Source organism: Nocardia sp. NBC_01327, assembly GCF_035958815.1.
In the GTDB taxonomy this organism is placed as follows: Bacteria; Actinomycetota; Actinomycetes; order Mycobacteriales; family Mycobacteriaceae; genus Nocardia.
In genome coordinates, this window is record NZ_CP108383.1 from 6,307,413 (window position 1) to 6,320,968 (window position 13,556).

Sequence of the window (13,556 nt, forward strand, 5' to 3'; positions counted from 1 at the left end):
CCATCACCGAAAAGTAACATTTCGGCGGATGCTACACCGTAGCCCGCACGTCATTGCAGACTTTCATCCCTACCCCTACCCAGGCTATTGGCTAGATTGCCAATAGCTGATAATGTGCTCTTATTGGTAGCTCGACCAATAAGGAGCCTGATGCCGAAAGCGAATTCGCCTCCGGAGCCGAGCGAACCCCGCAGGCGACGCCTACCGCCGGCGCAGCGACGCGCCGAAATCGTGGACACCGCCGGTCGATTGATCGCATCCACCGGGGTCCGCAACCTCACCCTCCGCAGCGTGGCCGACGAACTCGGTGTCGCCACCGGACTCATCAGCCACTACTTCGTGTCGATCGACGATCTGGTCACCGAAGGTTTCGCCCATGCGGGCACGGGTTCCCTCGACGCATGGGACGCCTACGCCCGGGTCGCACAGGCCCCCGTCGACCAACTCCGCCGGCTGCTCGACTACAGGCGACACCGCGAGGAATTCCCGGTTCCGCTGTTGTGGGTCGATGGATGGCAAGCCGCCTACAGCGAACCGCACATGCGCAAGGAGGTGGTACGGCAGATGGACCATGCCCGAGCCATCATCAGTCGGATCATCAGCGATGGCGTCGATGCCGGTCAGTTCTCGACCACCGATGTGCGAGGCTCGGCCACTCGGATTCTCGCGACCGCCCACGCCGTCACGATCCAAGCCGTCATGCAGACCGACGAACAATTCCTGCTCGTGGCCGATTTCGTCCTGGCAACCGCCGAACGAGAACTCGGCCTGTCACCGCACACGCTCGAGACAGACCACTGAAAGAAATACACACCTGCCGGAGCACCGAACGGCACAGCCGAGGGTAAATATCGAGATGATCCAAATTTTCATTGTCGACGATAACAACGTCGCCCTAGCCGGTCTCAAGTCGTTCCTGAGAAACAACCGGTCACTGATCGTCACCGGGGAAGCTCGCGATATGACAGGCGCCCTGAAAGCAATAGATCCGAAGTCGGTAGATATCGCCATCGTAGGACTCGACCTCCCCGATGGAAGCGGAATAGAGCTATGCCGCCGACTGCAGGTGGAATTCCCGGGTATCAAGTGTGTGATATTCAGCGCCCCCGCCGACGCCGAAACATTGACGCGGGCAGCCCTGGCCGGCGCTTTCGGATATCTCACGAGCAACCTTCCCGGCGAGACGATCCTCCAGGCAATGCACATGGTCTCAGCAGGGCGACTCGCCTTCGACCAGCGCCTGATCGAGATTCTCATCAGGCATGTTCGCCAATCAGCTGCGATCGAGAGCGCTCTTCGCGAGCTGACCTTCCGCGAATTGGAACTCTTCAACTCAGTGAGTGACGGCCATTCCAGCCAGCAGATCGCCGAGCGCATCGGCATTGCAGAGAAGACTGTCAGGAACAATCTCACGAAACTCTACGCCAAGCTCGGCGTGGAAAACAGGAACGAGCTGGTCGCACTATCGGCAAAATTACGAGAAGGCTTGATACAGCCGCAATTATGCAACAACCCAAGAGGCACCCGATCCGCCGCTTGATGCTTGAACCGCACGGTCTATCGACACTCGCGGCTCGGGTTCGCCCGAGCCGCAACAGGCATTCGCGACCTGTCGCGTCGGGTGGCCGCGCCGTCCACCGACGCCTGCGACGTCCTGCGGCCGACGAGGTCGGGACGGTCATCAAGTGTACGTAAGATTGCCAACCAACAGGCATCTGAAGCGCTCGAATGGCATCGCAATCTAGGACATAGATGGCCTAATTATGCTGTTACACAACACAATAAGACGATCATCGATCACATCTTCAGGACCTCGTGGGATCCATGATGTGAATGCCTATTAGTTCCGCTTAGCGTCAGGACGTGGTTCAATCGTGGCATGACCAGTTCTGCTGGGCCGTCACTGTGGACGGCATCACGGGTAAGCCGACGGATCCTGACCCTGTCATCGATGGCGAGTTGGCTGCCGCCGCTGATTCCGGGCAATCGGGCCGGCGCGTACGCCGGACGCGGACTGCTCAATGCCGTGACCGTGATCGGATATCAACGCCCCCGCAGGTCGCTGGTGCGCCGCGTCGACGAACCGGGCGCGGTTCGCGGGGAATGGGTCAGCGGTCCGGCCCGTCCGGGACAGCGGGTGCTCTACTACCTGCACGGCAGCGGCTATATCGGATGCTCGCCTGCCACCCACCGCGGCCTTGTCGCGCAATTGACCTCCCGTACCGGCAGACCCGCCTTCGTGGTCCGGTACCGCCGAGGTCCCGAACATCGGTTCCCGGCAGCCCACCAGGACGCGGTCGCCGGTTTCCTCTGGCTCCTGGACTAGGGCTTCGATCCGTCCGACATCGTCGTGGCCGGAGACTCCGCCGGAGGACATCTGGCGGTGGCACTGTGCGGTGAGCTGCGGCGGCGCGGCATCGGGCAACCCGCAGGCCTCGTACTGATGTCCCCGCTGATCGATCCCACGTACGACGTTGCCGCCGAATACGAGTCGGTATCGCGCGACCCGTTCATCGGAGTCGGCATCGCGCGCCGGCTGACCGGCCTCTACACCGTCGGCGCCGACACCACCGACCCCCGATTGGACGTTCGCCGCGACGTCGGCGCGGATCTGCCGCCGATGCTGATCCAGGCCGGCGGCCGCGAAATCCTGCGCGCCGACGCCGAACAGTACGCAGCCGCCCTCCGGATCGCCGGCGGCACTTGCGATTTGCAGATCTGGTCCGGGCAAATGCATGTCTTCCAACTCTTCTACCGCATCCTGCCGGAAGCGCGAGAAGCCCTCGACCAAATCCAGCAGTTCATCACCGACCTGGACGCCTCGACTTCCCGCCCGAACCGGGCCTCCACGGCATAGAACGCACGTGCGGAGCGTCTACGTGACCGAGTCGAGGGAGGAGAAGACGACCACGTTGGAGAGGTAGCTCTTGGCGGATTGGTCGAAATCGCCGCCACAGGTGACCACCTGCAGGGTTGCGCCGCCGCGGGGGCCGAACACGAGTTGGTCGGGGAATTGGGATTTGAGGTACATGCGCACGTCGGTGACCTTGAAATGGGCGGTCTTGCCGTCTGCGCGGGTCACATCGATCATGTCACCGGCCTTGACCTTCTTGAGGGAGAAGAACACGCCGGTGCCCTTGTAGGAGTCGACGTGGCCGAGGATGACCGCGGAGCCCTGCTCGCCGGGGGCGGGGCCCTGCTGATACCAGCCTGCCTGCTGATAGTCCGCGGGGACCTGGACCGAGTCATCGGTGTTGCGGCCCAGCGAGATCAGTGAACCGGAGGCCTTGATCGAGGAGATCGTGAACGACGTCGGAGTCGAGCGGCTGATCGCCGCCGCCGTCTTCACACCGGTGGTCGATGATGCCGCCGTCGTGGTTGACGCCGAGGTCGTCTTGTCGGAAGACGTGCAGCCCGCGACGAGGGTCGCGACAATCGCCACCGCTGCGGCGAGAGCAACGAGCGGTGTGCGACGGATTCTCCGCGTGCTCAGGGTGTTCGCGTCCGAGGGAATCACTGTGCACTCACCGCGTGCGCCATGCCGCCCGCACCGGTTTCCGGCGCGCCCTTCGGGATGACGTAACCGCCCGCCGGGACCTGATCGGTGACCGCCGTGCCGCCACCGATACCGACGGTCGCGGCCGGGGGAATTGTCATGCCGTACACCGTGTCCGCCCCGGCGGCACCAGCGCCGGCTGCCAGCAGGTCGATGCCGCCCAAACCACCGGCCTGCACGCCCGCTCCGGTCTGCACACCACCGCTGGCGTTTCCGCCGACCTGCACACCGCCACCGGTTTGCACACCGCCACCCGCGGTCCCGCCGACTTGCACCCCACCACCGGTCTGCACTCCACCGCCCGCGTTTCCACCGACCTGCACACCACCTCCGGTTTGCACACCGCCACCCGCAGTCCCACCGACCTGCACACCACCACCGGTCTGCACACCACCGCCCGCGTCCCCGCCGCCCTGCACACCACCCCCGGATTGCACTCCACCACCCGCGTTTCCACCGACCTGCACACCACCGCCAACGGTCCCGCCGGTCTGCACGCCGCCCCCGAGATCCCCGTTGCCGCCGCCCTGGATACCGCCTCCGGCGGTCCCGCCGCCCTGCCCATCGCCCCCGGTCTGCACACCGCCGCCGACCTGAACACCACCCCCGGCGTTCCCGCCGGGAGTCGCGCCGACGCTCGGTTGCACCGTCGCACCGGCATTGCCGCCGAGCCCGCCCCCGGCATGCACGTCGATGCCGAGTCCGACTCCGCCGCCGCCCGCCGCACCCGGTGCCGTGGTGCCGCCCCCGGCGTTCGCCCCGCCATTGCCGCCGATGCCGACGTCGACGCCCAGACCGATGCCCGGTGCGGGTGTCGTGGTCGTGGCGGGATCCGCGACGGCCGGGGACGCGCAAAGCGCAACCGCAGCCACAACGGCCGCCACGACCGTGAATGTCCTTGCCGACATGATGAATTCACTTCCAGACGTTGAAACCCGACACCCTTCTTTCGAATGTATCGGGCCTTGTGTTACCTCGATCCGCTCGAAATTACGAAAGCTATGGCAATCCGGGAGCAATCCATACTGGACGTTTGCTCAATCACCTACATGCCCCTATCCGATCCACCCCTGGTGTCCAGATGTGCCAGTTTCCTCACCACCTCGACCGTGACGGCCTGCTGACCGGCCAGGGTCAGGTGCACGCCGTCATCGAGATGCAACCCGACGCCCGAGGAGGGCATGGTGACCGAAAGAGCATCAGCGGCCGGCTCCGGCTGGGCGTACATGATGCGTGCGGTGTCCGCCATATCGGCTGTGGCCCAAGAGATTCCAGCCCGTTGAAAATGCGGGAAGGCGGCAGCGCGGCCCTCGTCCACCGCTGTGGGAGTGAGCCAGACCCATTGCGCGGAGGTCAGTTCCAGCGCTCGGTCGCGCAGCAGAAGCAGGTTGCGGGCGGTCTCGGCGGCACTGACCAGCCTGGTCCGGGCGCTCCCCAGACGCTGCGCGTCATTGGCGCCGAGCTGGCACAGCACCCAGTCGGGACGCTGGAAGCCCAGGGCGGGCAGCATCGTCAGCGCTTGCGTGGTGGAGCAACCGGTGACGGCCGCATTCGTCAGCTTTACGGCGTCGCCGGGACGGCGGACGGCAAGTAGTTCACGCAGAATCTCGAACCAGGACAGACGATCTGCGGTGGAGCTCTCCCCCAGTGCCAGTACATGCTGGCCCAGCTCGAACGGCAGTCGATCCACCTGCGCCGCGAACTGCGCGTCTTCCAATAGCGCCTCGGCGGCGCGGCGGGCCTGATCGGCGAATCCCGCACGCAGGTCACGGTATTGGAGGAGATCCAGGCCGAAGAGTCCGGCAATACGGGCGTCGTCGAGCCCATTCACATAGGGCAGCGCCTTCTCCGGCTGCTGGAACCGCACCAATTTCTCGATCAACTCGGCGTTCACGGGGTTGCTCCCATTCATTTCGGACGGCGCCGTCGTCCGAAATGACCTCGCGCCAGAGGTCAGGGGACGATCGGCGTGGTGATATTGCGCTGCAATCGTTCGAGCAGACTCACGAGGGTGTCGATCTCGGCGTCACTGAATCCGGTACGCAGGCGCTGATCGTGGGCGGTGGCCGCACCGGCGAGCTGGCGGAACAGACTTTCGCCGTCGTCGGTGAGTTCCACCTGATGAACTCGGCGGTTGCTGGGATCCCGGCGGCGGGTGACCAGGCCGTTGCTCTCCATCGCATTGAGGTGATGGGTGAGCGTGGCGCCCTCGATGCCCACCGCCTTCGCCAGCTCCCGCTGATTGCCGAGTTCCCGCGTTTTCAAGGTCAGCAGGATCAGCCAGACCGGTAACGAGCCACCCGCGGCCGCCAGCGTCTCATCGAAGGCGCGACTGACCGTTTTGGCTGTACGAGCCAGGGCTAGGCCGACGGGTGTTCCAGTGGGTCTTGGCATTCCCTCAACGTACCTCGGTGGATCCGCGCCGCTAGGGTCCGACGCTGGTACTCAGGTGCAGTCCCGCCAGTAGCCAGGCGCCGTCGCGCAGGATTGCGAAGTGTGTGCTCCGGAACCGGCCATTGGCAGGATTGCCCTGGTATTCGCCGTCCTGAACGTACCGGCCGATCGCGAGCGCGGCGGTGCCGTACGCACGCACGCCGATCTCGTCCTGCCATGTCACGGATCGAATGTGGAGGGCGCCGGTGCGGAAGCGGTCCAGCCATGCGGACTTGTCGAGGACGAAGCCGGCGGGACCGACCACCTCGAAATCAGGCGTGGACATCTTGTCCAGTGCGACAACATCTTCGAGCTGTTCGGCCGCGGCCCAGCGCCGGCACAGTTCGCGTACCTGATCGTGCGTATTCATTGCTGTTCCCTTCGTGGATGTGCGTTGATGAGCAGACCTGCCGCGATCGCGGCGAGGAAGAGGAGCGCGGCTGCCCAGGCGGTCGCGGTCGTATAGCCGTGGACCACGGCAGCGATCGCGGACCGATCAGGGCGGTGCGCGAGAAATCGGGCGGCGGCGCCGGCGGCGACGGTATTGAGCACGGCGACACCCAGTGAACCGCCCACTTGCTGACCAGCATTGACGACGGCCGCGACCACACCGGCTTGGCTGTGCGGCACATCGGCGGTCGCCACGCTGATCGCGGGTGCGAAGACACATCCCACTCCCGCGCCGAGGAGCACCAGGGCGGGAAGCACGCCGGTGACATAGCGACTGGTCGGTGTCAGCTGTGTGAGCAGCAGCATTGCGAGGGCGGCGGCGAGCAGACCCGGGACGATGAGCGTGCGCGGCGCCACGCGGGGCGTCCATCGTCCGGCGATGAGCTGCGCGGAGACGAAAACCGCCAATGACAGTGGCAGGAAAGCGGTTCCGGCCCGCAGTGGGCTGAATCCGAGGACCGATTGCAGGTAGTAGGTCAGGAACAGGAACAGTGCGAGCAGTCCGGCCACCGCGCAGGCCACCGTCAGCACGGCCCCGATCCGATTGCGATTTCTCAAGATGTCCAGTGGCAGCAGCGGATTCGGGACCCGCGCCTCCCATAACCAGAACAGCGCCAGAGCGACCACCCCGAGTGCCAGTGGCGCGAGCATCGACATCGAGGTCCAGCCGGTCTTCGCGGCTTGGGAGAACCCGAAGACCACCGCCGTGATACCGCCGGTGACCAGGGCTGCCCCGGTGATGTCCAGCCGTTCCCGGCGTACTTGCCGATCGCCCGGCAATACGGACCAACCGGCCGCGAGGACAAGCCCCACCAATGCGATATTGACATAACAGCACCACCGCCAGCTCAGTGTCTGCGTCAGCAGCCCGCCGAGCACCAACCCGATCGCGCCACCACCACCGGCGATCGCGCCGAACACCGCAAATGCCTTGGCGCGCAACCGCGGATCGGTGAACGTCACGCTCACCAACCCGAGCACGGCAGGCGCCAGCAATGCCGCGAACGCGCCCTGCGCCGCCCGCGCCGCCGCCAGTTCGACAAGGTTCCTCGCGGCCCCTGCCACCCCCGACGACACCGCGAAACCCGTCAGCCCGATGATCAAGGCCCGCCGCCGCCCCAGCAGATCGGAGATCCGGCCACCGATCAACAGCAGCCCGCCGAAAGCCAGGGTGTAGGAGGTGATCACCCATCCCCGGTCGGAATCGGAGAACCCGAGGTCGGCCTGCGCGGAGGGCAGCGCGACGTTCATCACGGTCGCGTCGAGCGCAATCATCAACTGCGCCAAGGAAACAACCACGAGCACACTCCACTGCCGCGCACTCGCCCGGGGCGCCTCGGCCACCTCCCCCAGCGGCAGCCCCGACCCGCCTCTGTCGCTACTCATCACAGTCCTCCTCGATCGTCTCAACCCGAGTTAAACGTTAGATATCGAATGATTAGATGTCAATCAGTTCCTGGCGCCCGGTGCTACTCCGCAGGCTGACGTCCGGGCTCGGTTGCGGAGCGCGAGGCTCCCAGCGCTCTGACCCACGCGGCAATCAGCACTGTCCGCGCTGCGCCTCAGTCACTACTCTCGGCGATAGCACCGTGCCGGGGATCGCTCGAAAGCGGAGACCGGCAGGCGCTTTCGCCCCGACCTCGGACGAAAGGAATCCCGTGTCCCCCACCGCCGTTTCCTCGCGCCCCTCGACTCTGCCCGCCCGCGCCCTGGGCCTGCTCTCGGCTCTCGCGGTCGTGCTCGGCGCCGCCGTTTTCCTCGCGCCACCGCTGCTGGCCTCGATCGGATCGACCGGCTATTCCAGCGAGTCCGCACTGCGCGATGCCTTGACGAAAGCCTTCGTCGAGTACTGGGCCGCCGGTCAGCGCGACTACACACCGGCCTTGGACCAGACCGTCGACTACTGGATGCGGTTCCATCTCGCCAAGGCCGTGATCGCCCTCGCTCTCCTCGCGGTACTCGTCACGCTGAGCGTCCTGCTCTGGAAGGCGTTCCTGCGTTCCGAAACCCTGAGCGCCGCAAGACGATCCACTCTCGCCTCGACCGGCGCGGTCACCGGGCTCCTCGCGCTGTTCGCACTTCTGCTGGTGATAGCCAACATTCAGGGCACGTTCGCGCCCTTCTCGTCCTTGCTGTCCATGCTCCCGATGCATACCGCCGATCCGGAACTGGCGCGCACTCTCACCCAGATCAACCAGCAGCTCGCCGACTCCCCCGGCGCTCCGGCCCACACGCCGCCACTCGATGCCATGATCAGTGATTTCGCCCGCTATCACGCGATCCTCGCGGTGGTGGCCGCAACCGTCGCGATCGCGCTGATCGGTACGACGATCCTGTTCTGGCGTCGATTCGCGCGCTCGAGCGATGGCCGCACCCGGCGCGTGCTCGCGTCCTTCGGCGCCTGCTCCACCCTGCTGTCGCTGGTGGTGATCGTGTTGGCCGCGGTCAACGCCTCCACCGCCGCCCACTCCGCGCCCGCCCTGGCCGGCTTCTTCGCGGGCGGGTGGTAACCGGGCTCGTTCCGGCGAACGGCCACTACCGGCGCGCGCTCCAATGCGCTCCCGTCGGATACACCGAGATCATTGCCTGCGATGTCTCACCGCACCGCTGATCTGCGACCACTCGCGCGCCCAGCCGATGCTGCGACGCCGGCTGAGTACCAAGCCGGTCAGTACGTACAGCACGCCCGCACCGAACCACACTCCGAGCAGCGTCGCGAATCCCGTGCCGATTCCCGCGATCACGGCCGCGTCCAACTGCTGCGGCGGTGCTGCCGGATGTCCGTCCGGTGCGAGCCACAGTGTGATCCGATCACCGGCTTTCGCTGTCGCGGGAACCTCGGTCAGGGTCTGGACGAGGCGGTCGCGCTGGTTCCATCGCACCGGCGCTTGCGGACGGCCGCTCGGCACGCCCGCCACGACCGGCTCCTTCAGCGGCGCAGTGATCACCGTGGCAGTCACCGGTACCTTGCCCGCATCGTCGAGCCGAATTCGTGCCACCGCGGATGAGTGTGTGGCACAGGCGATCAGCAGCGATATCGGTATCGCGGCGACCATCACCAGCACGGTGAGGAGGCAGATCGATCCTTCGAATCGGTCCGAACCACGCATCAGTGGATTGCGGCCCCACGGCGCCATTCGTCGAATCCGTGTCACCCGCGATGGGCACCGTGGCATCCCGATCGCCTCCAATACCCTTGCGGGGCAGGTGAAGCAGCCTCACCCGCCCGGTTTCCGATCCCTTTGTCGCGGCTACCCGGGCCAGCCTCGTCCAAACCCCCGTTGAGCCCCTGCGGTCGGGACTATCGGTGAGTCATCGACTGGTAGAGCCAATCGAACCGGGGTACCTGCTCAGGGGTCACCGTGCCGACCACGTCCACCCCCGCCTCGATGAACGTCCTGACGGCACGGGCAATATGGTCGGCCGAGGTCACTACGACAGCGTCGCGTGCGCCGATTTCACGGATGATCGCGGCGGAATTGTCGGCGTTGTCCACGGTGGATTGAGCGTCTTGCTCCAGATGGATCCGATTTGCCGAAATGCCGTGCGACATAAACCAATCCCCCATCGCCTGCGCTTCGGTGACACCGTTGCGCGCATTGCCTCCGGTGAGGATGACGGGCGAGGCAGGCGCCAGCAACGCTTGGATGCATCCGGCTTGTAGCCGCTCGATGAGTTCCGGCCGCATCGCGCCGTCGGGTAGCAGGCCGTAGCCCAGTACGACGATCGCGGTGGCGGGCCCGCGCGGAGCGGGCAGCGGTCCGGACGGGAATTCGTCGGCCCAGTCGGACGACCCGGATGCCGAGCCCGACGACGATCCGGACGACCCCGACGACGATCCGGAGTCCGCGCTCGCGATCCCGGCAGGCAGGTTGATCAGAGTGACGGCTGCCGCGATCACTCCCAGCCACACGGAAAGCGCGCCGAACCTCCCGATTCGCCGGGTGTAGAACGATGACTTTCGACGCAGAATAGGAAACCGAATCCGTACACCGGCCGAGGGCCTCATTCACTCCCCTTGCGCTTACGATCGGATGGAGCCGAGCGTTATAGCAACACCGCCGCTATCGTATTCGCTGGGAAATGAAGCACGAAGAGGACACGCAGATTATTCGCGACCATTCCCGGCGACCACGAGACCGTCTCGGCGAGCGCGGTATTCACGGCGCCATCGGATGAACCCGAGTAGCACCAGCACAAAGAAGACTCCGTATACGGCTCCCGAGGCGTACAGCCCGGACTTCAGCGCCAGCGGCACACCGACCAGATCGACCAGCATCCAGATGATCCAGAAATCCACCAGCGCCCGGCTCTGCGCGAATGTCGCAATGGCGCTGCCGACGAATACATAGGCATTCGCCCACGGCGACCACGCGATATGCAGCCACGAAAGATGCGCGAACAGTTCCGCCACCAGCGCCGTTCCGACCACGAGCAGTCCCAGCAGAATTACCCGCTCCCGGCGAGAACCCGGCCGCACCAGCAGCTCCCGATGGTCCCTGGTGCCGCGGGTCCACGTCAGCCAGCCGTAACAGGCCAGCACGAGAAACAGCAGCTGCTTGAGCACATTGCCGGGCACGTGCGCGTGCAGCGATGCGGACAGCAGCAATAGCGCACCCGCCATCTGCACGGGCCAGGTCCACACCGTCTTGCGGATGGCCAGCCACACCACCGCCAGCGACAGCACATTCCCGATCGCGTCGGTCCAGAGCACATGCTCCCCGAACAGCTCGAACGCCGCGTTCACGCCGCACCGCTCCGATTCCTCATCCCGAATCCCTCGGACCTCACAGGCATCCGGATCTCCTTCACGGCTTGTGAATCAGCGCTGCCGAATTCCGGAGCGTACACACCCGGCCGAAGATCAGATCAGCGGACCGCCACGCCGCCAACCTCCAAAGACACGGTCGGCCAGCCGATTCTCTCGAATCGCGCTCCTCGACGCCGCGCCGGTCCAATGCGAACCGGGCGCGCCGCGGGCCGACAGTTGTGATCACAACCGGAATCGGTCAGCGAGCAATCACCCACACTGCAGCCCCCGGGCTCGGCACGGCGCGAGGAGGAACCCGGCGGGATAGCTTCCTCCGCCGATGCTCGAAGAACTTCATGCCCGCATGATGTGCTTCTTGATCAGGGCCGACCGTATAAACGCAGTACACGAACGCCGGTGCGTACGGAGCGGCCCCGAGCTGCGGAACCAGCTGCGCCGTATAGGACATCATCAGCTCGCCGGCCCCGGCCCCGGTCTGCAACACCCGGACCAAGCCCTCCCAGCCTTCGTGCGGGCAGCCCTGAGACAAGTACTGCCGAAGGTCGTCACGGGCCTCACCCACCGTGCCGCAGACCGCCCACGCGTAGTCATCCTCGGCGGCGGTGAAGAATCCTTTGGGAATCGCCCTGTGCGAATACTTCCGATCAAGTGGGAGCTCGTCCTCCCATGGCCAGTCCACGCGGATCCAACTCCACCCCGGCCCACGCTCGATCCGGTCCATTCCATAGCTCGCCATGTCAGCCCTCCCCCTGGAGATCGCCCCACCGGCGATCCGTAGCGCGATTCATCGGGTCGATGTCCGCGCACCTGAGATCGACCGAAAGTGACTGTAGTGCAAAGGAGTTCCCTGCACAGAAGTTCAGCTGCGCCTAACTGCTCGCCCGCGATCGGCCCGAACGTCCCATTCCTGGGCGTCCTGGACGCCGGAACAGGCGTGCCGTTGTGAGCAAGAGCGCGGCACAGGGCGGGCTCAACGCTGCCGCCCACTCAGATCGGTGGGCCCCTTGCTGTTTCGGGACCGGGGGTGGCGAGAAGGTTATTGCAGGCGGCGAATTCACTGGCGAAACTGACGCGCCCGCCCACAGACACGTAGCGACGGCGAGATTTTCATCGATCCTCGCGCCGAACGACGAAACGACAGGCCCGGCAAGGCGATTGGCCCGATGGGATGCTCCCGCTGGGCGACCTAGTTTCAGTGTACAGTTGTACACAGAAACTAGAGGGAGCTGCTGTGGGCCTCGTGAAGTGGAGTATCCGTCCGGCCGCAGGCGTCGGCGCGAAGAAGCCGAAGGTCAATATTCTGCGTGGACTGTTGGCGCGAGCTACCACGCCGCTGCTTCCCGATGACTACTTACACCTGGTCAATCCGCTGTGGACCGCCCGCGAACATCGCGGGAAGGTGGTCGGCCACGTCCGGGAGACAGCGGACACCGCCACGGTGACGATCCGTACGGGGTGGGGGTTTCCGGCGGCCTACAAACCTGGCCAGTATGTCGGCATCGGTGTACAGATGAACGGCCGCTGGCGCTGGCGTTCGTATTCGCTGACGTCCATCGACTCGGCCGCGAAGAAGACCATCGCGATCACCGTCAAGGCCAACCCCGACGGCTTCCTCTCCACCCATCTGGTGGATGGTGTCGCGCCCTCCACCGTCATCCGGCTGGCCGCACCGCGCGGAGATTTCCATCTACCGGAGCCGGTTCCGGACAAGATCCTGTTCGTCACCGCGGGCAGCGGCATCACGCCGGTGATCGCGATGCTGCGGTCGCTCGAATCGCACGGACGGCGGCCCGATATCTGCCACATCCATTCCGCGCCGACGCGCGGCGATGTCATCTTCCTCGAGGAGATGGAGACCCTCGCCGACAAGATGCCCGGCTACGACCTGCGACTTCAACTCACGCGAGAAATGGGCAAGGTCGCTGTGTCCCGGCTCGATGAGTGGGTACCCGACTGGCGTGAGCGCGAATGCTGGGCATGCGGGCCCGCGGCCCTGCTGGATGCGATGGAATCCCATTACGAGGGCGGCGGGCTGCGTGATCGCCTGCACGTCGAGCGGTTTGCCATCTCCCGGACCGATCACGGCGGCGAGGGCGGAACAGTGCGGTTCGCCGTCTCGGGCAAGAAGGCCGAGATTGACGGCGCCACAACGCTTCTCGAGTCCGGTGAGAATCTCGGCATCACCATGCCGTTCGGCTGCAGGATGGGCATCTGCAAGACCTGCGTCCTTCCGCTTGCCGGCGGATACGTCCGCGACCTGCGTACCGGCGAGGAGCGCCGCGAAGGAGAACGAATTCAAACGTGCATCAGCACCGTCTCCGGTGAATGCACTCTCGATATTTAGGA

General features: G+C 65.3%; 15 protein-coding genes and 1 pseudogene. 6 read left to right on the plus strand and 10 right to left on the minus strand.

All coding sequences use genetic code 11. The features are described 5' to 3' along the window. Nucleotides 1–150 precede the first annotated feature (150 nt). The 3 genes and pseudogenes from OG326_RS29140 (at nt 151) to OG326_RS29150 (ending at nt 2,857) form a co-directional block, all read left to right on the plus strand. Entirely contained in the window at nt 151–801 is a 651-nt protein-coding gene (locus tag OG326_RS29140; RefSeq protein WP_327140327.1) for a TetR/AcrR family transcriptional regulator, read from the plus strand. A 55-nt stretch (nt 802–856) separates the two neighbouring features. After that, complete coding sequence (locus tag OG326_RS29145) at nt 857–1,540, plus strand: response regulator transcription factor (protein WP_327140328.1); 684 nt, start codon at nt 857–859, stop codon at nt 1,538–1,540. A 411-nt stretch (nt 1,541–1,951) separates the two neighbouring features. Next, nucleotides 1,952–2,857, plus strand: a pseudogene (locus tag OG326_RS29150) (alpha/beta hydrolase). 18 nt (nt 2,858–2,875) lie between these two features. On the opposite strand, the gene OG326_RS29155 reads toward OG326_RS29150, so the two are convergent. Together OG326_RS29155 and OG326_RS29160 are read right to left on the minus strand one after the other, a co-directional pair. Next, a complete protein-coding gene (locus tag OG326_RS29155) occupies nt 2,876–3,442 on the minus strand; it encodes a class F sortase (RefSeq protein ID WP_327140329.1) in 567 nt (188 codons plus the stop codon). A 71-nt stretch (nt 3,443–3,513) separates the two neighbouring features. Next, complete coding sequence (locus OG326_RS29160) at nt 3,514–3,801, minus strand: hypothetical protein (protein ID WP_327140330.1); 288 nt, start codon at nt 3,799–3,801, stop codon at nt 3,514–3,516. Between OG326_RS29160 and OG326_RS29165 the strand changes: the two genes are divergently transcribed. Next, nucleotides 3,796–4,488 carry a hypothetical protein gene (locus tag OG326_RS29165; protein WP_327140331.1) on the plus strand — a complete coding sequence of 231 codons (693 nt, stop codon included), beginning with the start codon at nt 3,796–3,798 and terminating at the stop codon, nt 4,486–4,488. The genes OG326_RS29160 and OG326_RS29165 overlap by 6 nt on opposite strands. Before the next feature lie 113 nt (nt 4,489–4,601). Here OG326_RS29165 and OG326_RS29170 read toward each other — a convergent pair whose 3' ends face one another. From OG326_RS29170 to OG326_RS29185, 4 genes are read right to left on the minus strand one after another with little or no spacing between them, the layout of a single operon-like run. Continuing rightward, complete coding sequence (locus OG326_RS29170; RefSeq protein WP_327140332.1) at nt 4,602–5,450, minus strand: SGNH/GDSL hydrolase family protein; 849 nt, start codon at nt 5,448–5,450, stop codon at nt 4,602–4,604. A gap of 59 nt (nt 5,451–5,509) precedes the next feature. Beyond that, the gene (locus tag OG326_RS29175; protein WP_327140333.1) at nt 5,510–5,950 is read right to left on the minus strand and encodes a MarR family winged helix-turn-helix transcriptional regulator; all 441 of its coding nucleotides are present in this window, start codon (nt 5,948–5,950) and stop codon (nt 5,510–5,512) included. 31 nt (nt 5,951–5,981) lie between these two features. Then, nucleotides 5,982–6,359 (minus strand): nuclear transport factor 2 family protein, encoded by a 378-nt coding sequence (locus OG326_RS29180; RefSeq protein WP_327140334.1) that lies wholly within the window; start codon nt 6,357–6,359, stop codon nt 5,982–5,984. Further along, the gene (locus tag OG326_RS29185) at nt 6,356–7,825 is read right to left on the minus strand and encodes an MFS transporter (protein ID WP_327140335.1); all 1,470 of its coding nucleotides are present in this window, start codon (nt 7,823–7,825) and stop codon (nt 6,356–6,358) included. The genes OG326_RS29180 and OG326_RS29185 overlap by 4 nt, the downstream gene beginning before the upstream one ends. A 272-nt stretch (nt 7,826–8,097) precedes the next feature. On the opposite strand from OG326_RS29185, the gene OG326_RS29190 reads away from it, so the two are divergent. Further along, entirely contained in the window at nt 8,098–8,949 is an 852-nt protein-coding gene (locus OG326_RS29190) for a hypothetical protein (RefSeq protein ID WP_327140336.1), read from the plus strand. 69 nt (nt 8,950–9,018) lie between these two features. Here OG326_RS29190 and OG326_RS29195 read toward each other — a convergent pair whose 3' ends face one another. The 4 genes from OG326_RS29195 to OG326_RS29210 form a co-directional block, all read right to left on the minus strand. Further along, nucleotides 9,019–9,576 carry an Rv1733c family protein gene (locus tag OG326_RS29195; RefSeq protein ID WP_327140337.1) on the minus strand — a complete coding sequence of 186 codons (558 nt, stop codon included), beginning with the start codon at nt 9,574–9,576 and terminating at the stop codon, nt 9,019–9,021. A 164-nt stretch (nt 9,577–9,740) separates the two neighbouring features. After that, nucleotides 9,741–10,340 (minus strand): YdcF family protein, encoded by a 600-nt coding sequence (locus OG326_RS29200; protein WP_327140338.1) that lies wholly within the window; start codon nt 10,338–10,340, stop codon nt 9,741–9,743. Nucleotides 10,341–10,547: 207 nt separating this feature from the next. Beyond that, the gene (pnuC, locus tag OG326_RS29205; RefSeq protein ID WP_327140339.1) at nt 10,548–11,186 is read right to left on the minus strand and encodes a nicotinamide riboside transporter PnuC; all 639 of its coding nucleotides are present in this window, start codon (nt 11,184–11,186) and stop codon (nt 10,548–10,550) included. Between the two features lie 262 nt (nt 11,187–11,448). Further along, nucleotides 11,449–11,946 carry a hypothetical protein gene (locus tag OG326_RS29210; RefSeq protein ID WP_327140340.1) on the minus strand — a complete coding sequence of 166 codons (498 nt, stop codon included), beginning with the start codon at nt 11,944–11,946 and terminating at the stop codon, nt 11,449–11,451. Nucleotides 11,947–12,441: 495 nt separating this feature from the next. On the opposite strand from OG326_RS29210, the gene OG326_RS29215 reads away from it, so the two are divergent. Next, on the plus strand, nt 12,442–13,554 hold the full coding sequence (locus OG326_RS29215) for a ferredoxin reductase (RefSeq protein ID WP_327140341.1): 1,113 nt from the start codon (nt 12,442–12,444) through the stop codon (nt 13,552–13,554). Nucleotides 13,555–13,556: the final 2 nt, after the last annotated feature.

Excerpts from the sequence above, each read along its gene's own strand:
- OG326_RS29140 (WP_327140327.1), top strand. The coding sequence starts at position 151 with ATGCCGAAAGCGAATTCGCCTCCGGAGCCGAGCGAACCCCGCAGGCGA.
- OG326_RS29145 (WP_327140328.1), top strand. The coding sequence starts at position 857 with ATGATCCAAATTTTCATTGTCGACGATAACAACGTCGCCCTAGCCGGT.
- OG326_RS29175 (WP_327140333.1), bottom strand. The coding sequence starts at position 5,950 with ATGCCAAGACCCACTGGAACACCCGTCGGCCTAGCCCTGGCTCGTACA.
- OG326_RS29180 (WP_327140334.1), bottom strand. The coding sequence starts at position 6,359 with ATGAATACGCACGATCAGGTACGCGAACTGTGCCGGCGCTGGGCCGCG.
- OG326_RS29185 (WP_327140335.1), bottom strand. The coding sequence starts at position 7,825 with ATGAGTAGCGACAGAGGCGGGTCGGGGCTGCCGCTGGGGGAGGTGGCC.
- OG326_RS29195 (WP_327140337.1), bottom strand. The coding sequence starts at position 9,576 with ATGGCGCCGTGGGGCCGCAATCCACTGATGCGTGGTTCGGACCGATTC.
- OG326_RS29210 (WP_327140340.1), bottom strand. The coding sequence starts at position 11,946 with ATGGCGAGCTATGGAATGGACCGGATCGAGCGTGGGCCGGGGTGGAGT.